General features: G+C 52.8%; 23 protein-coding genes. 16 read left to right on the top strand and 7 right to left on the bottom strand.

Translation table 11 applies throughout. The features are described from left to right. Positions 1-52 precede the first annotated feature (52 nt). Positions 53-1,609: a C40 family peptidase gene (locus KSO86_RS08605; protein WP_216379093.1), complete on the top strand. Its 1,557-nt coding sequence runs from the start codon at positions 53-55 to the stop codon at positions 1,607-1,609. A 61-nt stretch (positions 1,610-1,670) separates the two neighbouring features. Here the strand turns inward: KSO86_RS08605 and KSO86_RS06015 are convergent, their stop codons facing one another. Continuing rightward, positions 1,671-2,171, bottom strand: coding sequence for an inorganic diphosphatase (locus tag KSO86_RS06015; protein WP_091278797.1), 501 nt, complete (start codon positions 2,169-2,171; stop codon positions 1,671-1,673). Between the two features lie 83 nt (positions 2,172-2,254). On the opposite strand from KSO86_RS06015, the gene dacB reads away from it, so the two are divergent. The 15 genes from dacB (at position 2,255) to KSO86_RS06090 (ending at position 17,220) form a co-directional block, all read left to right on the top strand. Then, positions 2,255-3,628 carry a D-alanyl-D-alanine carboxypeptidase/D-alanyl-D-alanine endopeptidase gene (gene dacB / locus KSO86_RS06020; RefSeq protein WP_216379094.1) on the top strand — a complete coding sequence of 458 codons (1,374 nt, stop codon included), beginning with the start codon at positions 2,255-2,257 and terminating at the stop codon, positions 3,626-3,628. Between the two features lie 28 nt (positions 3,629-3,656). Continuing rightward, complete coding sequence (locus tag KSO86_RS06025) at positions 3,657-4,523, top strand: zinc-dependent metalloprotease (RefSeq protein ID WP_216379095.1); 867 nt, start codon at positions 3,657-3,659, stop codon at positions 4,521-4,523. Beyond that, positions 4,502-5,596: a tRNA lysidine(34) synthetase TilS gene (gene tilS, locus KSO86_RS06030; RefSeq protein WP_216379096.1), complete on the top strand. Its 1,095-nt coding sequence runs from the start codon at positions 4,502-4,504 to the stop codon at positions 5,594-5,596. Before KSO86_RS06025 ends, tilS begins: the two co-directional genes overlap by 22 nt. A 17-nt stretch (positions 5,597-5,613) precedes the next feature. Then, positions 5,614-7,854 (top strand): ATP-dependent zinc metalloprotease FtsH, encoded by a 2,241-nt coding sequence (gene ftsH / locus KSO86_RS06035; RefSeq protein ID WP_253280596.1) that lies wholly within the window; start codon positions 5,614-5,616, stop codon positions 7,852-7,854. Beyond that, positions 7,847-8,437 carry a GTP cyclohydrolase I FolE gene (folE, locus tag KSO86_RS06040; protein ID WP_216379097.1) on the top strand — a complete coding sequence of 197 codons (591 nt, stop codon included), beginning with the start codon at positions 7,847-7,849 and terminating at the stop codon, positions 8,435-8,437. The genes ftsH and folE overlap by 8 nt, the downstream gene beginning before the upstream one ends. Positions 8,438-8,449: 12 nt before the next feature. Then, positions 8,450-9,256 (top strand): dihydropteroate synthase, encoded by an 807-nt coding sequence (gene folP / locus KSO86_RS06045; RefSeq protein WP_216379098.1) that lies wholly within the window; start codon positions 8,450-8,452, stop codon positions 9,254-9,256. Positions 9,257-9,268: 12 nt separating this feature from the next. Continuing rightward, the gene (gene folK / locus KSO86_RS06050; protein WP_216379099.1) at positions 9,269-10,144 is read left to right on the top strand and encodes a 2-amino-4-hydroxy-6-hydroxymethyldihydropteridine diphosphokinase; all 876 of its coding nucleotides are present in this window, start codon (positions 9,269-9,271) and stop codon (positions 10,142-10,144) included. Then, positions 10,134-10,622: a DUF3180 domain-containing protein gene (locus KSO86_RS06055; RefSeq protein ID WP_216431954.1), complete on the top strand. Its 489-nt coding sequence runs from the start codon at positions 10,134-10,136 to the stop codon at positions 10,620-10,622. Before folK ends, KSO86_RS06055 begins: the two co-directional genes overlap by 11 nt. Positions 10,623-10,667: 45 nt before the next feature. Then, positions 10,668-11,171 (top strand): PH domain-containing protein, encoded by a 504-nt coding sequence (locus KSO86_RS06060; RefSeq protein WP_216379101.1) that lies wholly within the window; start codon positions 10,668-10,670, stop codon positions 11,169-11,171. 3 nt (positions 11,172-11,174) lie between these two features. Then, entirely contained in the window at positions 11,175-12,686 is a 1,512-nt protein-coding gene (locus KSO86_RS06065; RefSeq protein WP_216379102.1) for a PH domain-containing protein, read from the top strand. Continuing rightward, positions 12,676-13,557 carry a Rossmann-like and DUF2520 domain-containing protein gene (locus tag KSO86_RS08695; protein ID WP_216379103.1) on the top strand — a complete coding sequence of 294 codons (882 nt, stop codon included), beginning with the start codon at positions 12,676-12,678 and terminating at the stop codon, positions 13,555-13,557. The genes KSO86_RS06065 and KSO86_RS08695 overlap by 11 nt, the downstream gene beginning before the upstream one ends. Positions 13,558-13,616: 59 nt before the next feature. Beyond that, complete coding sequence (gene panC / locus KSO86_RS06075; protein ID WP_216379246.1) at positions 13,617-14,444, top strand: pantoate--beta-alanine ligase; 828 nt, start codon at positions 13,617-13,619, stop codon at positions 14,442-14,444. Between the two features lie 16 nt (positions 14,445-14,460). Continuing rightward, positions 14,461-14,877 (top strand): aspartate 1-decarboxylase, encoded by a 417-nt coding sequence (gene panD, locus KSO86_RS06080; protein WP_216379245.1) that lies wholly within the window; start codon positions 14,461-14,463, stop codon positions 14,875-14,877. A 69-nt stretch (positions 14,878-14,946) separates the two neighbouring features. Next, the gene (gene lysS / locus KSO86_RS06085; protein WP_216379247.1) at positions 14,947-16,530 is read left to right on the top strand and encodes a lysine--tRNA ligase; all 1,584 of its coding nucleotides are present in this window, start codon (positions 14,947-14,949) and stop codon (positions 16,528-16,530) included. 225 nt (positions 16,531-16,755) lie between these two features. Further along, positions 16,756-17,220, top strand: coding sequence for a hypothetical protein (locus tag KSO86_RS06090; RefSeq protein WP_216379104.1), 465 nt, complete (start codon positions 16,756-16,758; stop codon positions 17,218-17,220). A gap of 75 nt (positions 17,221-17,295) precedes the next feature. Here the strand turns inward: KSO86_RS06090 and glpK are convergent, their stop codons facing one another. The 6 genes from glpK to glpA form a co-directional block, all read right to left on the bottom strand. Further along, positions 17,296-18,828, bottom strand: a complete 1,533-nt coding sequence (glpK, locus tag KSO86_RS06095; protein ID WP_216379105.1) for a glycerol kinase GlpK — start codon at positions 18,826-18,828, stop codon at positions 17,296-17,298. 59 nt (positions 18,829-18,887) lie between these two features. After that, positions 18,888-19,634, bottom strand: a complete 747-nt coding sequence (locus KSO86_RS06100) for an MIP/aquaporin family protein (protein ID WP_216379106.1) — start codon at positions 19,632-19,634, stop codon at positions 18,888-18,890. Positions 19,635-19,814: 180 nt separating this feature from the next. Further along, positions 19,815-20,474 (bottom strand): ATP-binding protein, encoded by a 660-nt coding sequence (locus tag KSO86_RS06105; RefSeq protein ID WP_216379107.1) that lies wholly within the window; start codon positions 20,472-20,474, stop codon positions 19,815-19,817. Positions 20,475-20,548: 74 nt separating this feature from the next. Next, positions 20,549-21,811 carry an anaerobic glycerol-3-phosphate dehydrogenase subunit C gene (locus KSO86_RS06110; protein ID WP_216379108.1) on the bottom strand — a complete coding sequence of 421 codons (1,263 nt, stop codon included), beginning with the start codon at positions 21,809-21,811 and terminating at the stop codon, positions 20,549-20,551. Next, positions 21,808-23,007, bottom strand: coding sequence for a glycerol-3-phosphate dehydrogenase subunit GlpB (gene glpB, locus KSO86_RS06115; protein WP_216379109.1), 1,200 nt, complete (start codon positions 23,005-23,007; stop codon positions 21,808-21,810). Before glpB ends, KSO86_RS06110 begins: the two co-directional genes overlap by 4 nt. Next, entirely contained in the window at positions 23,007-24,731 is a 1,725-nt protein-coding gene (gene glpA, locus KSO86_RS06120; RefSeq protein WP_216379110.1) for an anaerobic glycerol-3-phosphate dehydrogenase subunit GlpA, read from the bottom strand. The genes glpB and glpA overlap by 1 nt, the downstream gene beginning before the upstream one ends. Between the last annotated feature and the right edge of the window lie 51 nt (positions 24,732-24,782).

Consider the following 24,782-nt stretch of genomic DNA (forward strand, 5'->3'; position numbering starts at 1 on the left):
TGGATTAAATCAAGCCGACACGCGGGAGAAAAGAAAACATGTGGAGGTTTTTGTGAAGAAGCGAGCTTATAGTGTTGGAGGCGCACTCAGCGCGCTCATGCTTGTCTTGTCGTCACAAACAGCTATTGCTGCCCCAGTTTCTGATGATGACATCACTCGGTCACGGTCGGCTGAAGAAACTGCGCAAATGTCTATCGCGGATGCCGAATTGGAAATTGCGCGGCTATCTGGTGAATCAACGAAGCTAGAGATGAAAGCTGCCCGAGCTAAGGCAGAAAGCTTGAAGGCTCAAGGCGAACTGGCTGACTCTATTGCCCAGGCAATCCGTACTCAGGATCATGCTAATAAAGCGCTAGAGGATGTTGATCGTGCTCGGCAACAGCTCGGCTCAATCTCGCAAGCTGTCTACCGTGATTCGGCAGCGAACATTACGTCGTCGTTCTATCTTCTGGGCGCTGAGAGCTTCCAAAATGCTCATCAGCGCACCCGCGCCTATGACGCTGTTGCTACCCAAGCTGACTCAAAAGTTAAACATTTCACCGCGCTTGAAGAAATTGCCCGCGCATTGCAGAGCAAGGCTGATAAAGCGGCAGATGCGCAACGTGATACTGCAGAGAGCGCAACCAAAGCTCAAGAAAAAGCTGATCAGCTAGCACAACAGGCTCAACAGCAGGTCAGCCTCGCGGCAGACCGGAGAGCCGAACTTGTCACCGTATTGGCACATCAGCGTGGTACAACTGAGGCGCTGGAAGCGCAGCGACTCAGCGATATCGAATTAGATCGTGCCAAGAGGTCCCAGGCGGCGGCGGACGCGCTTATCGCAGGTGCAAATGCAGATCGTTTCGATCAAGCCGTGAGCGTCGCCCGTCAAGCTAGCGAAGAAGCGGCTGCAGCACTTGTTAAGGTTCGCGCTAACCTCCAGGCTGCTGAGGCCTCTGGTAATCCTGATGCTATTAAGTTGGCTCGCGAAGCAGTGCAACGCGCCGAACAGTCGAGTGAATCTACCACAGCAAATCAGCGTGCGATCGAAGAACGTGCGGCAGCAGAACGTGCGGCAGCAGAACGAGCTGAAGCTGAGCGTCGAGCTCAAGAAGCTCGTAAGGCAGAAGAAGCTGCACAAGCTCGCGCTGAAGCAGAGCGGAAAGCCGCTGAAGAGCAAGCTGCGCGAGATCGCGCTGCTGCCCAGCAACAGGCCGCTGCTCAGGCCGCCCAACCAGCTCCAGCTCCAGCCCCTGCGCCAGCACCAGCTCCGCAGGCATCAAGTGGAACAACTGGTCAAAAGCTTGTTGATTTTGGCCGTCGCTACCTTGGAACACCATATGTTTGGGGTGGAGTAACTCCAGCTGGTTGGGACTGCTCCGGATTTATGAAGTTCATCTTCAATAACCACGGCATCAGTGTCCCGCGCGTGTCTGAAGGGTATATGTCTGCTGGCTATCGTCGTGTTTCTCCATCCGAAGCACGTCCTGGAGACGTCTTGTGGTGGCCAGGCCACGTTGGAATGTACACCGGAAATGGCATGCATATTGCAGCTTACAACCCGGCTATGGGGACTCAAGAAGGCCCAGTCTATGGAAACCCGGTATACATCCGAGTAGTCGATAACTAAAAATACTTGATATAAGTTGTGGGGGCTGACCAAAAGGTCAGCCCCCACAACTCGTTATAGCTCAGTGCTTGGCGTAATAACCAGTATCTTCAGCTCGCTTAAATGAGGCGCGAATTTCTTCTTCCGCTGCTTCACGGCCCACCCAGTGAGCACCTTCTACCGACTTGCCAGGTTCGAGATCCTTATAAACCTCAAAGAAGTGCTGGATTTCAAGACGATGGAATTCGGAAACATCCTCGATCTCGGTACGCCAAGATGCGCGCTGATCGGCTGCTGGTACACAAAGTACCTTATCGTCGCCACCAGCTTCGTCGGACATGCGGAACATCCCGAGTGCGCGGCACCGAATAACGCAACCCGGGAACGTTGGTTCATCCAAAAGGACAAGAGCGTCTAATGGATCGCCATCTTCGCCGAGCGTGTTATCAATGAAACCGTAATCGTCTGGATAACGGGTAGATGTGAAGAGCATACGATCAAGACGGATACGCCCAGTCTCATGATCGACTTCGTACTTGTTACGATTGCCCTTCGGAATTTCGATGGTGACATCAAACTCCATGGGTGACTCCTTTGGCATGTCAGTTAATCTGCTTTTAACGATTGTAGCCGGTGTTTAGCGTCAGCGTGTGGGAGACTTGAAGAGTGAAGAAAGTAAAGATCGGAATTTCTGTGTTCCTCACTGCTGTCGGGGGATATATTGTTGCAGACGCCTGGGACCTTGTTCCCGGACTTTTTACTACGAAACCGCCACTTACTGCGCCTTTGCCCTATCCGCACCTAAATGAGTTGCACCTCACGAAAGAATCTCTTCCAGAATTCACCACATTTACTGCTGAAGATTCTGCACATGTGCGCACAATTCTCGAAGAATTTCGCACAGATGCGCGCATGAGTGGAGTGGCGTCCGTCGTCGTCGTCGATCCGCAAACAAAGGAAACTCTCGGTTCACTCGAATCACAAACCCCGTTGCGTCCAGCTTCCACCATGAAGTATGTGACCGCAGTAGCCGCCTTGACCACGCTCGGCCCGAACACGACCCTTGATACACATGTAACCCACAGTGGTGACGATATTTATCTTGTTGGCGACGGCGACGTTACGTTAGCTGCCGGCGATGGCGATAGCAAGAGTGTGATTGGCAGGGCAGGACTCAACGACCTAGCGCAGCAAGCCAGCGCAGAGCTGTCTCGTGACGGGGTAACCGCCGTGACAGTACACGTCGATTCCTCGCGCTACGAGGAGCCGCTCTTCCATCCGCAAGCAGTAGCAGAAAACAACACTGAATTTGTGATGCCAATCCGGCCGATCGCCATCAACCGTGGAAAAGTGTCGGACGATAAATTTTCGGCCTTCGTGGCAGATCCAGATCTTGCAGCTGCCAACGAATTCGCTACGCGGCTGACGGAGTCTGGAATTTCGGCCACAGTCGCAGATCGGGCGCAATCACCCCAGGATGCCACTGAAATTGCACGAACCCACAGTGCGCCAGTTCGGGAACTGATCGACGTCATGATGACTGAATCAGACAATACTTTGGCTGAAGTTTTCGGGCATGAAGTGGCGATCGCATCTGAGCAGCCAGCTACCTTCGCCGGTGCTAGCAAAGCAGTGACGCAAGCTCTGGTTTCTGGCGGATACTCAACCGGTGGCATGGTAATCGATGATAATTCGGGTCTGTCAGAAAACAACAGAGTGCCCGCACCACTACTTGCTCAGGTGCTGCAACAAGCTTGGGAGTGTGACAAGTGTAAGATCAGTGCGCTCGGTTCGGCACTTCCGGTAGGTGGGCTAGAAGGCACGTTAGCACAGCGATTCTTGGATTCACCTGCTCGCGGTATGGTTCGTGCGAAAACAGGAACATTATCGACGACGACGGCGCTGGCTGGCTTCGTCACCACAAAGGCTGGGCGCCCACTCATCTTGGTGGCACTCGTTTCGGATCATCAGGAAAATGCACAACTTGAGATACGTGGTGCCATCGACGATATGGTCGGGAAACTCGTTGATACGCTGTAGCAATGCGAAGCGGTTTTGGGAGGACTAAATGGTAGCAAGTGTGGCGCTCTTATCGCGGTTATTTACTGGTGGTGGGCCGTCATGGCAAGAAGAACAGGCGCAGACATTTGTGTCAGATTTGCGGGAGTCGGCCGGGCGCGCGCGGGCAGTCGTGGAAGACGTGTCGGGGCTTTCGGTGGCACTGGTGCCAGTGCGTATCGTCGATCGTTCGGTGTGGGCGAATCAAGCCATCGCCTCGATTAAAGCGATGATGGATGCACAATCTGGATTGCTAAAGATAAAAGACAACCAGATTGGTTTCGCCACCTCAGTCTTGTCGATGAAAGTTCTGGGACAGTACGATCCCTATTCCACTAACCCAAGCTTGTATCTTGTTGCCCCAAATATTGCTGATTTTTATAACCAATCTCCGGTTAGCCAAGCCGATGTGGGATTATGGGTTGCCGTGCATGAGTGGACGCATGTGGCACAATTTCAGGCTGCGCCGTGGCTGGCAGAATATATCGGTCAGCGGGCCAGCGTGCTCGTATCTGCTGACGACGACGCCGTGGTTGACGCTACTTTGGATGAGATCACTGCAATTATGTCCCTCCTAGAGGGACATGCCACATATGTTATGAATAATGTGTCTTACGACGTGTTGCCTTGCCGATCGACACTTATTGACGCCATGGCGAAGCGGAGGGCCGCTGGTGGGGCTATGATGAAACGTCTTGAGAAGATGCTTGGGTTGGCGAAGAAGGCTCAGCAATATAGCCAAGGAAATGAGTTTGTTGAGGCGGTTGTGGAACAGATGGGGCTAGACGGATTCAACAGAGTGTGGATAGCACCGCAGAATGCTCCTACTTTAGAACAGTTGCACAATCCTGCCGAATGGATTGCGAGTGTGTCGTGACGCCACCGCATCATCTTGTTAATGTCACTCGGCACGCGATGAGTGAGGCTATTGCTGGACTGGCACACGGAGCGCCACTTTTGTTGGCAGTTTCTGGTGGGTCAGACTCGATGGCGATGGCAAAAACGGCGGCGTTCATCGGCCCGAAATATGGCGTGGAGCTTCACGCTATCTGTGTAGATCATAAGATTCGTCCAGAATCAGCTCGCGAGGCCCAGTATGTTGCGCACATGCTGGGGCAGTGGGGCGTCGACGTGCATATCGCTGAAGTCGATCTAGCCGGCGACGACGGTCCGGAGGGAAATGCGCGAGTAGCACGTTATGGCGCGATCGCGCAGCAGGCTCGGTTGCTGGGAGATTCACATCCGGCGCCGGTATTTTTGGGGCACACACTTAATGACCAAGCTGAAACAGTCATGCTGGGGTTCGGGCGTGGTTCCGGGGCAAAATCGATTGCTGGTATGCCTAAGACGGGGCAGTTGCCGTTGCATTCGGATGTTCCCATGGTGCGGCCGTTTCTGGGCTTAACTCGTGACCAGTTGCGTACTGTATGCAACGAGTTGGGGGTGACGTGGGTTGATGACCCGAGCAACGAGCTAGATGGTCCGTGGAAGTGCGCGGACGGAACTTCGTTGCGCCGATCTGCAGTACGGCACCAGATTTTGCCTCAACTACAAGATGTGCTCGGTCCAGGAACCGTTTCAGCGATCGGCCGGACGGCAACGATGCTTCAAGAAGACAACCAGGCGTTAGAGTTTTACGCCCGGGCTGAATATGATCGAGTGTGCCTCAGCAGTGAGCCAGTAACTATTGATTGTTTAGCTTTGGCGGATGTTCCGCAGGCGGTTCGACGTCGTGTACTTAAATACGCCCTGGAAGAAAGTGGCGTACGTGGCGGCGAACTAGTCTATTGGCATATCGCAAGACTTGATAAACTCGTAACAGAACGTAAGAACAACTGTGGGCTCGACTTGCCTGGAGTGCGAGCTTGGCGTGACTCTCATCAACTGAGATTTGAACCCGGTGCGCAATCCCGACATCGCCTACATTTTCAATCTAATCCGGTCGCGTAAGCACCGATGGAGGATACATGAGCAACCCCGAAAAGGATACGACGCAGTCAGAGAACCGTCGTAAACTAGAGGAATTCAACTCTAATGGTCGGCGCGGCCGGCGCGGTAAAAAGGGCCAGTCATCGGATTCTGACAAGCGCAAGGATCCGAAGAGCTGGCGTGCGCGCTGGGAGGAAGCCAAGAAGCTCGCGGAGAATGCGGAGAAGCACTCTACGAAAAAATCGGATGGCAAGGATGATAAGAAAAAGCGTCCATTCCGTTCGATCGTCAGCTATATCGCCGTTGTTTTACTGATCGGCACAGGCGTTTTCTGGTTCTTCGCGCCGGGTGGTTTCTCTGCTATCAAGACGTCTGAAGGAATTAAGATTCTCGAAACGAGTGAGATAGCCAAGGAACGTATCCAGGTCACAGACGGTAGCCAGGTTGTTCAAGTGTGGCTAGCTAAGGAATTCACGCCACATGATCTAGAAGGCAGGAAAGGCTCTCCAACAAAGAAAGTCCAGTTCCAGTTCGTCTCTGCGCAAGCTGACAAAGTTCAGGATTTAGTTTCTCACGCGAAAGCGAAGAACGGCTATAACTCGGTCGTTCCACAGCAGTCGTTTTTAGGATCGCTACTGACGCTAGTGCTTCCGCTGCTGATTCTGTTTGGCTTGCTGATGTGGATGTTGCCGAAGATCCAGCAAGGTAGCATGGGTGCTTTCGGCCGCGTGAAGAAGGACGGCTTGGAAGAAGACCGGCCAGACGTGACGTTCGCAGATGTTGCTGGAGCCGATGAAGCTGTTGAAGAACTCCAAGAAATCGAAGAGTTTATTGATCACCCGGATAAGTTCCGGAAGATGGGTGCAAAGATTCCGCGTGGCGTGTTGCTCTATGGCCCACCAGGAACCGGAAAGACTCTTCTAGCTAAAGCAGTCGCGGGTGAAGCCGGTGTGCCATTCTTCCATATTTCGGCATCTGAATTTGTGGAAATGTTCGTTGGTGTAGGTGCTTCGCGAGTTCGTGACTTGTTTACCAAAGCAAAGAAACTTGCCCCAGCCATTATTTTCGTCGATGAAATTGATGCGGTTGGTCGTAACCGCGGCCAAGGCATGGGCGGCGGCAACGATGAACGCGAGCAGACCCTCAATCAACTTTTGGTGGAGATGGACGGCTTCGATGAGCGTGCGAACGTCATCGTTATTGCGGCGACTAACCGGCCAGACGTTCTGGATCCTGCTTTGTTGCGTCCGGGACGTTTCGATCGCCAAATCGCGGTTGACGCACCAGATCTCAAAGGTCGCTCGGCGATCCTTAAGGTCCACGCGGAAGGCAAGCCGCTCGCTGACGGCATTGAACTCGAATCGATTGCCCGGCGTACCCCTGGTTTTGCTGGTGCGGAATTAGCTAACCTACTCAACGAAGCTGCTTTGCTAGCTACGCGCCGAGAACATGAGGCGATTCAAGAAGACGATCTGGATGAAGCAATTGACCGTGTCATTGCTGGTCCACAGCGTCGTACCCATGTGATGAACGCGGATGAAAAACGAATGACTGCTTATCACGAAGGTGGACACGCGGTGGCTGCTGCTGCGTTGAACCATACTGATCCAGTCACTAAGGTAACTATTTTGCCGCGTGGTCGCGCTTTGGGTTACACCATGGTGATGCCGACCGAAGATAAGTATTCGGTGTCGCGCAACGAACTTCTTGATCAGCTTGTCTACGCCATGGGCGGGCGCGTAGCCGAAGAGATCGTGTTCCACGATCCATCAACTGGCGCTTCGAACGATATCCAGAAAGCTACTGATACTGCTCGCAAGATGGTGATGGAATATGGCATGTCTGCCAGGGTCGGCTCAGTGCGCTTAGTTCCGGATGAGTCAGATCCGATGACTCGCCTTGGCGGTGGCGGACAACGCGAATACTCCGATGATCTTGCCCGTGTTATCGACGACGAAGTACATCAGCTCCTCGAAACAGCACACCAAGAAGCGTGGACGCTCATGATGGAAAATCGTCATGTGCTTGATGCGCTCGCGGCTGCCTTGCTGGAAAAGGAAACAATTTTGGAGAAGGAACTTGCGGAGATTTTCACGAAGATCGTGAAAGCTCCAGCACGTCAGCAGTGGCTGTCTTCGCCAAATCGTCCAGTATCTGATCTGCCGCCAGTTTCGCTTCCGGTAGCTACGCCGAACGAAGCGCAGGTATCTGACGAAACTTCGGAATCGATGGAAGCTCCGGCGGAACAAGACGCGCAAGCGGGAGAAACCCATGAGTGAGCCAGCTGTGCATGTGGGTCACTACGATGAAGATGCGGTAGTTGCCGCAGTTCGTCAGCTTCTGGTTGCAGTTGGGGAGGATCCTGATCGTGACGGGCTAAGGGACACTCCAGCACGGATGGGACGAGCCTACAAAGAAATGTTTGCTGGTCTAGAAAAAGACCCGGCAGATGTTTTGAACACTACCTTCGATATCCATCATGAAGAGCTCGTACTAGTACGTGATATCTCCATGTATTCGATGTGTGAACATCATCTGTTACCGTTCCACGGAGTGGCGCACGTTGGCTACATTCCAAGTGCTGATGGGCTTGTGACTGGTCTATCGAAGCTTGCCCGCTTAGTTGACGGGTTTGCTCGCCGGCCACAAATTCAAGAACGGCTCACCTCGCAAATTGCGGACGCGATTATGGAACGGTTGCATGCGCAGGGCGTGATCGTCGTCGTCGAAGCAGAACACTTGTGTATGTCGATGCGCGGGGTACAAAAACCTGGCTCGAGAACTGTCACGTCAGCGGTTCGCGGGATATTACGCGACTCAGCAACCCGGGCTGAAGCAATGAGCCTAATCATGGCAAAGTGAGGTAACAATCGTATGCACATCATGGGAATCGTCAATGTTACGCCAGATTCTTTTTCTGACGGCGGTAAGTGGGAAAGCGCCAGCGAAGCGATCGCCCATGGCATCGAGCTGATGGATCAGGGTGCCACCATCATCGACGTTGGGGGCGAATCGACTCGGCCAGGTGCGCGTGCGTTGGAATGGGACGAAGAATGGGGACGCATCGAAAACGTCGTGAGAGAACTCAGTGCGCAAGGTCAAGAACGTGGGGTGGTGGTATCAGTTGATACTTACCATGCGCGCACAGCGCAGTTAGCGGTCCAAGCTGGTGCCGCGATCGTCAACGATGTCACAGGTGGACGCGGCGATTCGGGAATGCTTGCTACGGTAGCTGAGCTGGGCTGTGACTACATTTTGCAGCACTCGCGCGGGACCTCCCAAACAATGAACACTCTGGCTACCTATAGTGACGTGGTGGCAGATGTTCGGGACGAACTTATTGCGGCTCGCGATCAGGCGGTCGCCGCCGGGATTGCGCCCGAGCGAATCATCCTCGATCCAGGTTTAGGATTTGCCAAAATGGGCGACGACGATTGGGAGATCGTCGCCGGATTAGACGGCTTTGCTTCCCTAGGACACCGGGTTCTGATTGGCGCCTCACGGAAACGCTTTATTGGTCGCCTGGTTGGCGACGATTTAGCAGAACGTGACTTATCCACAGCCGTCGTGTCCGGATACGCGGCACAACACGGGGTTTGGGCAGCACGTGTGCATAACGTACGAGCGTCGGCGCTAGTTCTTGCTACGCTGAATAAAATTCAGCAATACACCGCGAAGTAACTTGGGAGTATTATGGCACTGAACGATTCGATACATTTGGCGGGGATTCGGGCTTACGGCACGCATGGGGTGTTAGACCATGAGCATTACGAACCGCAGGAATTCGTCGTCGACGTCGATCTGTTGGTGGACACCGATCGAGCCGCAGAAACTGACGACATTGCCGATACGATCAACTACGCGGAACTTGCCGATACGATTGTGGCCCAAATCGAAGGTGAGCACTGCGATTTGATTGAGACCTTAGCACATCGGATTCTCAACGCTATTATGAATGCTCGAATTGTCAGTGCGGAAGTTGTTGTCCATAAACCGAATGCCCCGATTGGTCACCAGTTTTCTGACGTCTCGGTATCGATTGTGCGCGAAGGTCCACTCTTTAGCGAGCAATTACGTACATACGTTATTGCGATTGGATCGAATCTGGATAATCCGGAAGAGCACGTTCGCCAAGCGATCGCAGAATTGTCAGACTTTGGCGAGCGGGTGGAAGATGTCTCCTCGCTTTACCGCAGCGCACCACAGTTAGCTCCGGGGCAGGATCCGCAACCAGACTATATTAATGCGGTTGTGTCGATCACCTCGCCCACCCCGCCGATGGCAATGTTGAACTTTTTGAACATGGTTGAAGAAGCACATGGTCGGGAACGAAACGAGCGGTGGGGAGCACGCACGCTCGATCTGGATATCATCGATGTCTCTGGTGTGGTGTCTGATTATCCAGTACTGGTTTTACCGCATCCACGAGCACATGAACGTCGTTTTGTTTTGGAACCGTGGCTAGAGATTGATCCTAACGCCCAGCTCAACGGCACTCAGGTGAGCGATCTATTACCGCACGTATTAGACCAGCGAGTGAGCAAGGTTGGGTTTGGTGATGGCAGCTAATTCGGACCCAGATATTCAGCCGACTTCCTGGATCTTCCTCTCCAGTATTTTTATCGTTGCTGCAATAACCTCATTTTTTGTTACCGACGCCTGGCTGAGCTACGGCTATGCTCCGGTGTTAATACCGATCTACACATTTGTTGTTCCGGCGATCGTAAGCGTATTTGTGTTGTGGGAAGCATGGAAGGTGCGCTCTTATCGGATGGGGAATCGGCCACTGAATATGCTCAGTGCCGCCCGAATTTGGTTGCTGGCGCAAGCGACTTCGCGTACCGGGGCTGTTATGGCTGGGGTTTGCGCCGGAATAACAGCCAGTTACGTTGGCTACCTTCATTCTGATGTGATGGTGTACCAGGCTATCGCCGTGGGAACTGCAGGTGCCGTATCGGTTGGCATGACGGTGGCCGGAGTCATCGCCGAATTGTGGTGCAAAAACGATGACGACGACGAATCGGTTCCACCGGCTGCAGCAGCTTAACTTTTGCACTGAGTGTTGTGAGTCCCTAGCCGATAGACTAGGCATATGCGTAACCGTTTATTAGTAGATACTGAATTTCAGCCGGTAGATCCGGCCTTCGCCAAAGTGACATTTATCCGCCATATTATTTGGTGGATATTGGCAGGAATCGGCGTGGGTGTGGTCTTTTATTTCGCCGTAGACGATGTGACGAGCTGGTTCGGCATCATTAGTTTAATCGTGGTTGGCGGTATCGCTGTAGGTGCTGTTTGGGACATATGGCTTGCGGTTCGCCGGGCTAAAGCACTGGGATACGTTGAGCTTGATGATGAGCTTCTTGTCCGTAAAGGAATCATGTTCCAAAGTGTCACCATGGTTCCATACGGCCGGATGCAACAAGTGAATCTCGGTTCTGGACCACTCTTGAATGCCTACGGTCTAGCATCTGTTGAACTGATTACGGCATCGGCCGGATCGGATGCTTCTATTCCAGGCTTGCCGTTACCCGAAGCCGAACGTTTGCGGGAAAAGCTGACGCGGATGGGTCAAGCGAAGCTGGAAGGCCTCTAAACCATGAAGCATAAGAATGAACTTGGCCAGACCAGTGTGCCTGCCGGGTCGTGGCGAAAATTCCACAAGGTGACCCCACTGGCAGACGTCGGAAGTTTTTGGCTCGCACTTATTGCGGGTGGTTTCTATATCGTCACCCAATGGATCGAAGATGCGTTCAATAATATTGGGCTATATATCGAGCTCATTACCCCGTTCCGGTTGGCTGTTGGTATCGGAATTTTGCTGGGTGTCACCTTGATTTTCCTCGGCGTGGGCACAATCATGTGGCGATACAAGTCCTATGCGATTGTGCCGAGCGGAATCCATTATCGCAACGGTGTGTTTATCAAGCAATACCAGCATGTGCGCTGGGATCGCATCCAGTCAGTTGAGATTGAACAGAAGCTTTTTGCTCGTATTTTTGGTTTCGGTGCCGTCAAAGTTGATGCGGCTGGTTTCAATGAAGACCCAGTCGAGCTTGGTTTACTTCGCCGTGACGAATGCGAACGACTGCGCCAGGAGATCCTGGCCGGCTTGGCTGATGCGCGAGCAGGTAAGGGCATCACCGCTCGGGAGGAGTTGCAAGCTTCGGTAGTAGCACCTGCTGATGAGCACCATGTGTATCAGCTCTCCACTAAACGGCTCATCGGATCAACTGTGCTCACAGGCCATGCGTGGTTTGCCTTTGCCGGTCTGATTCTGGCAGCTATCTGGCAGTTTGTTTTTGGCAGTGGCTTATCAATTGGTTTCCTTATTATCATTATTGGCTCGGTGGTTAATTCGATTCAGTATGTTTCGCGTTCGTATGGCACCACCTTATTTGTTGCTGAAACTGGGCTGAAGTCTCGGCACGGGTTAACGAAACTAGTGACTCGATCATTACCGCCCACGCGAATCCATGCAGTAAGCATCAAGCAACCATTATTGTGGCGGCGTTTTGACTGGTGGCAGATTCGCGTCACGGTTGCTGGCGAATCTATTTCAGTTGCGGTGGAGGACGGGAATATTGGGGCGCTGGTACCATGCGCGAACCGCGAAGAAGTCATGCGGATTCTGGCTACTATTTTCCCCACTCTCGGTACTGATAATGACTCGTTGTTGATGCATGAGCTGTTGTATCGCCGCGGCGAGAACCACTATGTTCATACCCCGCCGAAGCGGGCGCGGTGGATCAATCCGATCGCGGCAACCGTGGGTGGCTATTTTGCTAACGTTGATGTTTTCGCGATTCGGCGTGGCAGGTTTTGGCGCCAGGTTCAATTGATTTTCCAAGACCACACTCAGTCAGTTGCCGTTTTGCAAGGCCCACTGCAACGCATGCTAGGACTATCGTCGCTTAACATCCATCTTCTTGCTGGACCGTGCGATGGTGTGGTGAAGAACTTTGCACTTGCAGATATGCGTCAGCTATTGCGCGAAGAAAACCAGCTAACGAAGCAAGCCCGCGCTATTGAGGTGAGCGAAAACATTGACGAATGGAAGGCTCGGCTCGGGCTGACCGCGCCAACCCAGGAGCCTACCCGTGGAGAATAAAACTGGCCGTCTAGGTATAGGCATTATTTCAGCGGGAAAAGTAGGCGCTGCCCTCGGCGCTGCGTGGCGTGCTGCCGGTCACCAAATTATTGGCGCATACGCAACATCTGAAGCAAGCGTTGACCGGTTAGAGACGATGCTTCCCGGAGTTCCGGCACTCGATGTTCGTGCGATTGTGGAACGCAGCGAGGTTGTTCTGTTAGCTGTTCCCGACGACGAACTTGCTGGCATTATCGCGGGTCTAGCGAAAAGTGGATCTTGGCATTCAGGACAGCTGGTGATCCATGTGGCGGGGCGTTACGGTACTCAAATTTTGGCGCCGGCGGTAGCTCAAGGCGTTTTAGGGATAGCAATTCATCCAGCGATGACGTTCACCGGGACTACCTTGGATGTTGCTCGGCTTCGCGGATGTCCGTTCGCGGTGACTGCTCCAACGATGCTTCAGCCTATCGGCTTGGCGTTGGTTGCTGATATCGGCGGGGAGGGTTTCGTTATTGCTGAGGGTGATCGTCCGCTTTATCATGCTGCGCTTGCTCATGGTGCTAACCATGTGGTGACAGTTATTGCTCAGGCTGCTCGACTCTTAGGTAGTATTGGGTTAGAAGCGGAGTATATGCGTCCTCTTATTACAGCCGCAGTTGAGGGCGCGTTGAGTTCGGGGGAGGCGTTGCAAACTGGTCCGGTTGTCCGCGGTGACGTGGGAACAGTAGCAGAACATGTGGCGACCTTGACTACTGTGGGAGAAGAAGACCCGGAGCTGAAAGACGTGGCTACGACTTATCGGGCATTAGCGGAAGCGACTGCTGAGCGTGCGTTGGCTCGCAGAGTTATTACTGACGATGTTTTCGAACAGATTCGGAGTAAACTCTAACCGGAAACTAGTTACCGAAACGTAGATAACATTCTATTGTGCGGATGATCGGAGAAACGATGATTATCGCTACCACCCCAGCGCAACTGGTCGAAGCGTTGAAGCCGTTGCAAGGCGACATCGGCTTGGTGATGACGATGGGTGCATTGCATGAAGGGCACTTGTCTTTAGTAGAAGCAGCTCGGCGCGAGTCCGATCACGTCGTCGTCTCTATCTATGTTAACCCGTTGCAGTTCGGGCCGGGAGAAGATTTTGAAGCATATCCACGCGATCTCGAAGGTGACGTGGCAAAGCTGGACGGCGTCGACGTCGTCTTCGCACCTACTGACGAAGCCATGTATCCGCGCACCCCGCTAGTTCGGATTGATCCGGGCCCAGTGGCGACGATTCTGGAAGGCAAGACGCGCCCAACTCACTTCGCTGGGGTGTTGCAGGTGGTGCACAAAGTATTTAACTTGGTGCGTCCGCGAGCTGCCTGGTTCGGGCAAAAAGATGCTCAGCAACTCGCGCTTATTCGGACCATGGTTGCGGATTTGAATATGCCGTTGGATATTAAGTCGGTGCCGATTAAACGCGAGCCATCTGGGTTGGCAATGTCTTCTCGAAACAGCTACCTTTCGGACGTTGAAAAAGAACAAGCTCTAGGGCTATCTCAAGCTCTCGCCGCTGGAAAACGGGTAGCCGATGCTGGCGGGAGTGCCGCCCAAACCTTGGCTGTAGCGCGCGAATCATTAGCGCACGCACCAGGAATTAAAGTAGATTATCTTGAGCTCGTTGACCGCGATACGTTCACTCAGCTGAACGGTAGTGGAAACGGTCTGCTTGTCACAGCAGCCTGGGTGGGAACCACCCGGTTGATTGATAACTTGGAGGTTATGATTGGCTAACACGCGTTTGCGCCGGATGATTACTGGAAAGATTCATCGCGCAACTGTTACCGGGGCTGATTTGCACTATGTTGGATCAGTGACGATTGACGCTGATCTGCTAGACGCAGCCGATATTCTGCCTGGCGAAGCGGTAGACATTGTTGACGTCGACAACGGTAACCGGCTCACAACCTACACCATTCCGGGGGAGCGCGGTAAAGGCGAAATTATTCTCAACGGTGCAGCCGCTCATAAAGTGTCCCTTGGGGAACTGGTGATTATCATGTGCTATTCGTGGCTCGACGACGAAACCGCACGTACCATTGACCCTCGCGTTGTTTTGGTAGATAGCGACAACAAGCCAATCGATATCGGTAACGAACCTGGTCAAGTCCCAGTGGGAACGCCTGGTCTTCAATCTTCTGGTGTTCCGTTTGATCAGGTGCGTTAATTCGCGCTCCATCTCACGTCCGATTGTCTGAATAAGCTCACGTTTTCCTTGTAATCTTAAAGGGTGAATATGAACGAAAATAATACTCCATCTGTTGCTGACGATACCTCGGATCAGATCCAGGTTCGTAAAGATAAGCGCGTACGCTTGCTTGCTGAAGGACGTGACGCCTATGCGGCCGAGTTGCCTATTACGTCCTCGGTCCTGAAGGTTCGGGAAAGCTACGCTGTTGCTGAACTCGATGCAGACGGCAACGTCGTCGAGCAGTCTTGCGAGGGTGTCCAGGTATTAGCGCCCGGTGACGAAACCGAGGACATGGTTGGTCTTGCTGGCCGTGTCATGTTTATGCGTCCATCTGGAAAGATTGCGTTCACCGTACTTCAAGACGGTGCTGGTAATCGGCTTCAAGTTATTTTCTCGCTTGCTAACGTTGGCAGGGAAGCTTTCGATGCATTGAAAGCCGATGTCGATCTAGGCGACTTTATTTTCGTTCACGGACACGTGGGAACCTCCAAGCGTGGCGAGCTTTCTGTTTTCGCGCACGAATGGCAGATGGCGTCGAAGTCTATCCGTCCGTTGCCTAAGACTTTTACCACCGCCGACGGCGTAGAGATGGCACTCAGCGAAGAGTCGCGGGTGCGTGCTCGCCACTTGGATCTTATTACCCGCCAGAGCGCTCGCGATATGGTTCGTATCCGAGCCAAGGTTATGCGCTCATTGCGCAACACCTTCGAGTCGGATGACTTCATCGAACTAGAAACCCCGATTTTGCAGGTTTTGCATGGTGGCGCGGCAGCTCGTCCGTTCACCACGCACATTAACGCTTACGATCAAGATCTTTACCTGCGTATTGCTACTGAGCTGTACCTCAAGCGTGCAGTTGTTGGTGGTGTTGATCGTGTCTACGAAATTGGTAAGAACTTCCGTAACGAAGGCGCCGATTCTTCGCACTCTCCAGAGTTCACAGCACTTGAAGCCTATGCGGCTTATGGCACTTACGATTCCATGGCTAAGCTAACGCAGGCGTTGGTTCAGAACGCAGCTAAGGATGTGTTTGGTTCTACCACGGTGACCTTGGCTGATGGCAATGAATACGATTTGGGCGGCGAATGGGACTCCGTCACGCTTTACGAATCGCTTTCAGAAGCAGTGGGTGAAGAAATCACAGTTGAAACCCCACGCGAACGCTTGGTTGAGATCGCTGAGCAACACGGCATCAAAGTCAAGGATTACGCTGTTGCTGGCAAGATTGCGGAAGACATTTGGGAAGAACTCGTTGGAGATAAGCTATGGGCGCCAACATTCGTTCGTGACTTCCCAGAAGATACCTCACCGCTTACCCGTAACCATCGTTCGAAGCCGGGTTTGACGGAGAAGTGGGATCTTTACATCCGCGGTGTAGAGACTGCTACCGCATACACCGAGCTAGCCGATCCGGTGGTCCAGCGTGAGCGTCTCACTCAGCAGTCGCTTGACGCTGCTAACGGTGATCCGGAAGCTATGCAACTCGATGAGGACTTCATCGAAGCTATGGAGCAGGGCTTCCCGCCGGCCGGTGGCATGGGTATGGGTATCGATCGTTTGCTGATGGCTTTGACCGGCCTCGGTATCCGCGAAACGATTACTTTCCCATTCGTGAAACCACGCGGCTGATTTTAACTGCGTTATCGGCTGGTCCGGAAATTCTGCAAAGAAATTTCCGAACCAGCCGATTTTGCATATTTTTATGGATTTGTGGTGTTATAGTTTTTCTGTAGATGTAACAAATGATTCAAAGGAGCATCGAATGTCTACACAAACACCGATTCTTTGGCGTGCTTCTTCGTTTTGGGCAGCATTGAGATGTTACTCAATGGGTAGTTGTTGGGAGGAGTAACGATGAGAATGGCATTGCCTGGATTCTTTTCAGACGTAGCGCGGTGGCAAAGAAAAGATTCTACATTTCAACGCAGTGACGGGTTGATGATTTGTTACTGTCTCGTCGTATTGATTGTAGGTGTGGCTCTTGCTGGACGCTACAGTCTTGCTACTCTCGAGCATTCGCCTATGTATGTAGTTGCGCTAAGTCATTTGGTAGCACTAGCCGTATGGCTCTTTCTTCCTATTATTCAAATCCTGCTATCGAACCGAGTTGCACGAGCGTTTCTTCGAACCGTAACGTACTGTGTTTCCTTGATCGTTGGCGTTGCTTCTTATGCGTTCATATACGGCGTATGGACGATTACACACACGCCAGATCTTGTTCGTGATTACGCATGGGAAGTATCAGTTCCAGCTTTTCTACTTGCGGTGCTTGGTCTGGCTGGGCTTGTGAATATGACGCGTTCAGTGCCGAGAATTTAAGCATAATTGGCACGTGTTAAAGGAGTGGAGCCCAGAGAATTTCTCTGGGCTCCACTCAGTTAATCGTTCAGTTGATTAGTAGTCAATCTTTTCGGCATCTTCATCGACCCAGTCGAAGGTGCGGGTAACAGCCTTCTTCCATAGCCGCATCTGACGATCGCGCTCTGACTTAGGCATCTTCGGTGTGAACCGCTTGCCTTCCTTCCAGTTAGCGATAACGTCATCTTCGCCGTTCCAGAAACCAACTGCGATACCGGCTGCATATGCGGCACCGAGTGCAGTTGTTTCGGCGACTTCTGGTACCACAACGTCAACTCCAAGCAGATCCGCCTGGAACTGCATGAGCGTGTTGTTCGCGGTCATACCGCCGTCGACGCGCAATTCAGTAAGATCGGCCGAAGAGTCAGCATTCATAGCCTCAAGAACTTCAGCAGTCTGGAATGCGGTAGCTTCCAGAACTGCGCGAGCCAAGTGGCCCTTGTTATTGAAGCGTGTTAAGCCAACGATTGCGCCACGAGCATCGTCCTTCCAATATGGAGCGAAAAGGCCAGAGAACGCTGGAACGAAGTAGACTCCGCCGTTATCTTCAACTGTCTCGGCTAGCTCCTCGATCTCAGGAGCAGTTGAAATAATGCCGAGGTTGTCGCGTAGCCACTGAACAAGAGATCCGGTGACTGCAATCGAACCTTCAAGTGCATAAACCGGCTCTTGGTCGCCAATCTTGTAGCATACGGTGGTGAGCAGGCCGTTTTCCGACGTTACGGCTTTATGTCCGGTGTTAATGAGCATGAAGCAACCAGTGCCGTAGGTGTTCTTTGCCATGCCTTTCTGGAAACAAGCCTGGCCGAAAGTTGCAGCCTGTTGGTCTCCCAAAATACCTGAAATCGGGGTATCAATCAGCAAGGAGTTCTTTGCACCATGACCATAAACCTCAGACGAGGAACGGATCTCTGGCAGCATCGACATCGGGATGCCCATCTCGTTACAGATGCTTTCATCCCACGTTAGCTTGCGAACATCCATGAGCATAGTACGAGATGCGTTGGTGACATCAGTGACGTGGACGCCACCGTTTGGTCCACCGGTAAGGTTCCACAAAACCCAGCAGTCAGTGTTTCCGAAGAGCAGGTCGCCAGCTTCTGCCTTTTCGCGAGCCCCTTCCACGTTGTCTAAAATCCACTTGATCTTTGGACCTGAGAAGTAGGTTGCCAGTGGCAGGCCACAGATTTCCTTATACTTGTCTGGGCCTTCGTCACCGGCGAGCTCGCGCACGATCGCGTCAGTTCGGGTATCTTGCCAAACGATTGCGTTGTAAACAGGTTCTCCGGTGTTTTTATCCCAGACGACGGCGGTTTCACGCTGGTTTGTGATACCAACCGAGGCAATTTCGTGGCGGTTAATATCTGCCTTTGACAGAGCTTGACCAATAACCTCACGAATATTATCCCGAATCTCGATTGGGTCGTGCTCAACCCAGCCTGCTTTCGGGAAAATTTGCTCGTGTTCTTTCTGTCCAAGGGAAACGATCTCGCCGGAATGGTTGAAGACGATAGCGCGGGACGATGTTGTTCCCTGATCGATTGCGATTACGTACTTTTTCTCAGTCATTGAGTAGTCCTAACTTAGTAGCGTTTGGCGACGTCATCGTCGCCTATGAATAGTGTGGTTTATAGTCCGGCAATGTTGAGTGTATTAGCGCCGAAGAGCAGGCCAGCAAGAACTGCGCCGATGATCGGACCAACGACAGGTACCCATGCGTATGCCCAATCTGAACCACCCTTGCCCTTGATTGGCAAAATTGCGTGCATAATACGTGGGCCAAGGTCACGGGCAGGATTGATTGCGTATCCAGTCGGGCCACCGAGAGAGGCGCCGATAGACACGATGACAAGGGCTACAGCCAACGGGCCAATCTGTGTAGGGGTACTACCGTTAATGATGACCCAGGCCAGCAGAACAAAGGTTCCAATTGCCTCAGTGATGATATTTGATGTGTAGTTACGAATCTCTGGACCGGTTGCAAAAGTGCCAAGAATCTCTGCTTGGTTTTCATGAGCATTGTAATGGTCCTTGTAAGCCAACCAAGCGAGCGCTGCACCCACCATAGCTCCAACCATTTGGCCAGCAATGTAGGCAGAAATGGTAGAAAATGTAATAGCAACGCCAGGGACGAACTCCTCTGCTCCGGTTGCTGCGATACCAAGAGTTACTGCGGGGTTAAGGTGTCCGCCGGTCTTCCAGGCACCATAGACACCGATCATAACTGCAAAACCCCAGCCAAAGTTGATAAGCAACCAACCAGTGCCTTTTCCTTTGGACTTTGTAAGCAATGTTGTGGCAACAACGCCAACACCAAGAGTAATAAGTAATGCTGTACCGATCATTTCGGACACAAAAATTTCGAGAAGAGTCATATTCTCCTGCCTTTCCCTACCCGCCTCCTTGCGGGGAGCGTGATAACACGAATGCTGACGTGTAATCCAGCACACACTCCTACTTTTACATATATTGGGGTGCGTTGTTAAGGTGAAATCTCAGATGCACAATCGTGCACGATTAGCTGTTAATCATGCACTAGTTTTCGTTGCGATTTGTTAAATCGACCAGCGCTGTGCTGCCAACATTTGAGTCAGTACTTCTTGAGCTTCCTGATAAGAAACTCGGCGAGCACCCTTAGCCTCGAGATCGCGATACATCTGTGGCTCGTGGAAAAAATGTGCAATACCGCGGCGCAACAAGTTAGGTAATGGTTTACGCGCCTCATCAAGATCGCGCATCAAGCGGAACCAGAAGGTTTGAACTCGCGGCCGTGAAATACACAAGGCATCCGCCAAGATACCTTCTTTGCGTAGATCATCAACAATCTCAGCGGCGAAAATACCCTCTGCTAGCACATGACGCCGGCCATCCATGCTCAGTATTCGTTCACTGACACGAGCATTCGAAGGCATGTCATAAATGGGAACAGTCGTTTCGCCTTTTGTGCACAGCTCTACGAGCGCAGTAACTGCACCAGCACGATCCCAGGTTGCGGGGGAATCCCAGTCCACCATGCCGTGCCGATGTGGCAAACCCGGCCGATCGCCGTCGTAATAAAAATCGTCTAAAGAAACCACGGGAAGACCGGTACGTGACGTAAAACGAGTCTTCCCGCTACCAGAAGGGCCGGTAACCAAAATAACTTTTGCACGTGGCACACGCTGGGCGCCTTCCGGAAGGTCGAACAAGCCATCATTACTCAGTGGGGTGGACATAGCACCCAGTTTACAACCAACGGCACCCCGTCATCAGACGAGGTGCCGTGGCATTGTCAACTGTGAATTAATGCTTACTTAGCAAAGACGTTCCCGAGCCCAAGCGCGTGATGCATAATCTGCACCGGGTGAACAACCTTCGCGCCGGTGCCCTTGGCGATCTGCCAACGGCAGGTATCGGTCTCACACGCAGCCAAGCGAGGATTAGTACTCTTGACCATGTCGAACAGTGGCTTACCAACACGCTGTGCGACTTCGTACTTTTCCTTCTTCAAACCGTAAGTTCCAGCGATACCGCAGCACGGTTCCCCAGACTCGATGACCTTAACTCCTGGAATGGTTTCCATCATGCGAATTGCTGGCATACCAATACCCTGGGACTTCACCTGGCACGGCTGGTGATATGGAACAGTGATATCCCAGTGATGCAAATCTTCGACTGGGAATTCGCCCTTGTCGATCAATTCGAGCAAGAACTCAGACAGCTCCACAACGCGCGAACCAACGTCGTTTAGCACTGGATCGTCCACGCCCATGATTTCGTGAGCTTCGTGGCGCAACATACCTGCACAAGAACCAGACGAACCAATAATGGTGAGGCCTTCGCCGGCATCGGCAAGCTGGCGAGCCAGCTTCTTAACCTGCGATTCTGCACGACCAAACAAACCGTTCGACTGATGAGCCAAGCCACAGCAGCCTTGCTTTGGAACTAGCACTTCGTAGCCTAAGTATTCCAGGACTTCAACAGTAGCCTTCGATGTTTCAACCTCGAAATAGCCACCAGCACAGCCGTGGAAGAACACGAGTGGACCGCGTGGTGCAATGTAGTCTGCACCCAACTTTTGATCACGTTGCCGCTTGTGCTTCTTGTACCAGCCGTGGAAGGTTTGCATCCGCGCCTTTGGCATTGGTGCATCGCGGTGTACTCCCACAACTTTCTCAATGACCGTACGGATAGGCTTGTTAGCCAATACCACGTTGGCGATTGGAGCGACTGGAGTTAGGAGCATACCTTCGAGAATGGTCTCCGGAATGATGCGGTCACGGATCGGCATGTGATCGGCCTTCATCACTGCACGCGCTTGTGCATTGATCTCTGCGATCTTCACGCCTTGTGGACACGACGTCGTACAGATGCCGCAACCGGAGCAGTAATCGAGCGAATAATCGACAGATTTACCAGCGCGGAAACGTTCGGCTTGTGGACCGACGAACTTCGGGCCGGTGAACAGATCCGTTGCCCGAATAACTGGGCACTGAGATTCGCAGATCGTGCACTTAACACACGAATCAAGGGACATACGCGCCAGAGACGCTTTGGCGTATTCCAGGCTCATCGGTTTTCTCCTTCGCTCATTGCAGCATGAGCTGCCGCCCAAGCTGAACCTAACGCGATTCCTTCGCCGGATTTTTCTGCCGGGGCATGCGCTCCGCCGATAATAGATCCAGCCAAGTACATATTGTGGAAGACGACGTTGCCGTCCTCATCGGTCGGGTGCATCTTCTCATCTACGAGCACCCCAGAGCTGAAAATATTCTCAGCGTGGTGTACAGGGAGATCGAAAGCGCGTTCAAAAATGGTACCTTCCGGGGTTCGGGTGAGTGAACCAGATTCAAAACCACCACCGGCATGGATGACCGCATCGACTTCAGCCACGGTAACTCGGCCAGCGCGCTGAATATGAACCGCGGTAATACGGCCATTTTCGTGGTCGCAGCCAATAACTTGTGCATTGTTTGAGAGGTCCACGCGAGAAGCTTTAGCTGCCTGGACCAGGGCGTCGTTAACGCGACGGCCCGGAACTGACGGCGGTGCTACTGGGACTTCGCTAATCCGTACGCCTAGAGCTTCAACAATCTGCTCGTAGGTTTGCGGATTTAGCCCGAGCATGGCTGGGACCAGCAGGATTTCATCCGGCTGTGCCTGCCCGCGCAGTGCGCTGACGAAAGTTTCGCGACCTTCTGGCGTATCTAAGAAACGAGCAATATTCGTTGCCGCTGAATCAGCTTCGTGAGAACGAACATCGAGGCTTATCGTGATTGCTCGTGCCGAAACATCAACCAGCGGAGACCGGCTGAGATTATCGGCGATCAGCTGTGCCGGGAAGTCCTTGAACTGCTTAAACCCGACGACGACGAGCTTTTGCCCATCTTCCAACGCAGACATAGTTGAATGTAAGCCGAGCATCGGGCGAACTGCACCCACCGCCGTCGGCACTAGCGCGTTCGTTTCTTCCCCTGCAGGGAACGAAAATGCCGGGATCCGGGAACTGAGCCAGCCGATGCCCTTGCGGACAGCATCTGCTCCGATCTGAGCATACGGATGAGAAGTGCCAGCAAGTTCGGCAACTTTCTCAAACGGCTGAGATACGGGTACGCCGTCAGGGGTCCAACCGTAAACATCTAGGCCGCCGGAGGACAACAACAGTCCTCCGATTCCCTTAGAAACAATCTCTACTCGGTGTCCGGCTTCGGTCAACATCATAGCGGTGGACAGTCCAGCGAGTCCTGCGCCTACAACCACAATTTTCATCAGTTGTCACCTTCTTCGTTAACCGAGGAGTCAGTGTGGGCCATACGTGGACCAACAAGTTGGGTCTTAGGTGGAGTTGGTCGGCCGTGAACCATTGCCAGATCTCCAGTTGCCAGCTTCGCTTCGGAACTTGGTGCCGGGAGATGGTCAATGTCAAGAGTGCCCTGCAAAATCCATTGGTTGAGCGCAGCTTCACGCATTTGCTCACCATACAGCAGTGGGTAGACGCCATCGAAACGGTTTGTGGTAAATAGCCGGAGCATCGTTGAGGTGCGGTCGGCAGCCGCTGGAGCAGAGCCTTCAGCAGTAGTAGTTTCTGCCTTGCGATAAACTTCATGCATCACGCCAGCCGCGCGAATCGCACAGAAAGTACCCTGGCATGGACCCATCCCTAGACGAGTCTGCCGACGAACATCGTCCAAGTTAGCTTCCGGCTGAGCAGTGAGTTGGTCTTCAATCATCGACCGTGTAACAAGCTCGCATTCGCACAGTACTGAATCTTGATCGCGGGTGGCTTCAACCTTAGCCAACCGGTCAGAATTGCGGTGCGTGCGCTTGCCTTTAGCCGAAGGGACGGCTTCGGTTTCGGTGGTACACGGGCGGTTCTCGCCCCAGTGTTCCATAAGTGCATCAACCACATTCTTCGCCATAAGACGATATGTGGTGAGCTTTCCACCGGCAATCGTAAACATTCCGGAAATGCCATCGCGTTCGGAATGATCAATAATCGCCATACCACGGGACATGTGACGGGTATCAGTGGATGATACACGCGAGTCCTTAACAAGTGGACGTGCGCCAGCCCAAACGTGGACTGCACGCGAGTTCTTGAATCCTGGGATAAGTACTTCGCCAGCGTTGAGCATCTGGATAACTTCATCATGCTCAATTTCGAGGAAGTCGGGGTTTTCAACAGCCTTATCGGTGGTGCCGATGATAGACACGGTGTGAGCTGGGACGATGATATCGCCGTCGGCCGGATGGATACACCGGTTAATGACGCGGTGGGAGAGGCGGTGGTTCATGGCGATCATGATTCCGCGGCCAGGGACGACGTCGACGCCGTGGGCACCAGCCATAGCTGCCACTTGACCCGCCCATGGTCCAGCCGCATTGAGCACTGCCCGGCAGTCGATTTGGATCTGCTCACCAGTTCGCTCATTTTGGCAGATGACGGCGGAAACTGTGCCGTTGGTGTGAATGATCTTGGTGGCCTTGTGATAGGTCAGAGCTTGGGAACCGAGTGCACGGGCGGATTCGATTAGTCCCCAGCACATACGCCAGCCATCAACTGCACCGTCTTCGACGGCGAAAGCGCGCTTGATTCCCGGGTTAAGTCGAGGTTCCAGCTGCAATGCTTTGCTGACTGAAATTTCTTCGCACGGAACACCAGTGTCCTTAGCGCCTTGCAAGAACCGATCAGAGAACTCTAAGTCATCTTCTGGAGTGACAACGAATAGGCCGCCGGTCTCTTCAACTGCGTCAGAATGGATCCGCCGAATAATGGCGTTTTCTTCGGCGCATTCGGTTGCAGATCGGGGATCCGACACGACATAGCGTCCGCCGGAGTGCAACAGGCCGTGGAAACGGCCGGATGTTCCTTGTGCAACATCAGCACGCTCTAGCAATATTGCGTTAAAACCGCGCATAGCTAGGTCACGCAAAATGCCAGCACCGGTGGCGCCGCCACCGATTACCACAACATCGGTTGACAATGTTTTCATGGCATCTTTTCCTCACTCTTGAATTGTGCGCATCGTCGCACACCTGGTTCT

Source organism: Arcanobacterium phocae, from assembly GCF_018913465.1.
GTDB lineage: Bacteria > Actinomycetota > Actinomycetes > Actinomycetales > Actinomycetaceae > Arcanobacterium > Arcanobacterium phocae_A.

What these genes read in the sequence shown, in the direction of transcription:
- KSO86_RS06015 (WP_091278797.1), bottom strand. Translation starts at nt 2,171, where the DNA reads ATGGAGTTTGATGTCACCATCGAAATTCCGAAGGGCAATCGTAACAAG.
- KSO86_RS06025 (WP_216379095.1), top strand. Translation starts at nt 3,657, where the DNA reads ATGGTAGCAAGTGTGGCGCTCTTATCGCGGTTATTTACTGGTGGTGGG.
- tilS (WP_216379096.1), top strand. Translation starts at nt 4,502, where the DNA reads ATGGATTGCGAGTGTGTCGTGACGCCACCGCATCATCTTGTTAATGTC.
- ftsH (WP_253280596.1), top strand. Translation starts at nt 5,614, where the DNA reads ATGAGCAACCCCGAAAAGGATACGACGCAGTCAGAGAACCGTCGTAAA.
- folE (WP_216379097.1), top strand. Translation starts at nt 7,847, where the DNA reads ATGAGTGAGCCAGCTGTGCATGTGGGTCACTACGATGAAGATGCGGTA.
- folP (WP_216379098.1), top strand. Translation starts at nt 8,450, where the DNA reads ATGCACATCATGGGAATCGTCAATGTTACGCCAGATTCTTTTTCTGAC.
- folK (WP_216379099.1), top strand. Translation starts at nt 9,269, where the DNA reads ATGGCACTGAACGATTCGATACATTTGGCGGGGATTCGGGCTTACGGC.
- KSO86_RS06055 (WP_216431954.1), top strand. Translation starts at nt 10,134, where the DNA reads ATGGCAGCTAATTCGGACCCAGATATTCAGCCGACTTCCTGGATCTTC.
- KSO86_RS06060 (WP_216379101.1), top strand. Translation starts at nt 10,668, where the DNA reads ATGCGTAACCGTTTATTAGTAGATACTGAATTTCAGCCGGTAGATCCG.
- KSO86_RS06065 (WP_216379102.1), top strand. Translation starts at nt 11,175, where the DNA reads ATGAAGCATAAGAATGAACTTGGCCAGACCAGTGTGCCTGCCGGGTCG.
- panC (WP_216379246.1), top strand. Translation starts at nt 13,617, where the DNA reads ATGATTATCGCTACCACCCCAGCGCAACTGGTCGAAGCGTTGAAGCCG.
- panD (WP_216379245.1), top strand. Translation starts at nt 14,461, where the DNA reads ATGATTACTGGAAAGATTCATCGCGCAACTGTTACCGGGGCTGATTTG.
- lysS (WP_216379247.1), top strand. Translation starts at nt 14,947, where the DNA reads ATGAACGAAAATAATACTCCATCTGTTGCTGACGATACCTCGGATCAG.
- KSO86_RS06090 (WP_216379104.1), top strand. Translation starts at nt 16,756, where the DNA reads ATGAGAATGGCATTGCCTGGATTCTTTTCAGACGTAGCGCGGTGGCAA.
- glpK (WP_216379105.1), bottom strand. Translation starts at nt 18,828, where the DNA reads ATGACTGAGAAAAAGTACGTAATCGCAATCGATCAGGGAACAACATCG.
- KSO86_RS06100 (WP_216379106.1), bottom strand. Translation starts at nt 19,634, where the DNA reads ATGACTCTTCTCGAAATTTTTGTGTCCGAAATGATCGGTACAGCATTA.
- KSO86_RS06105 (WP_216379107.1), bottom strand. Translation starts at nt 20,474, where the DNA reads ATGTCCACCCCACTGAGTAATGATGGCTTGTTCGACCTTCCGGAAGGC.
- KSO86_RS06110 (WP_216379108.1), bottom strand. Translation starts at nt 21,811, where the DNA reads ATGAGCCTGGAATACGCCAAAGCGTCTCTGGCGCGTATGTCCCTTGAT.
- glpB (WP_216379109.1), bottom strand. Translation starts at nt 23,007, where the DNA reads ATGAAAATTGTGGTTGTAGGCGCAGGACTCGCTGGACTGTCCACCGCT.
- glpA (WP_216379110.1), bottom strand. Translation starts at nt 24,731, where the DNA reads ATGAAAACATTGTCAACCGATGTTGTGGTAATCGGTGGCGGCGCCACC.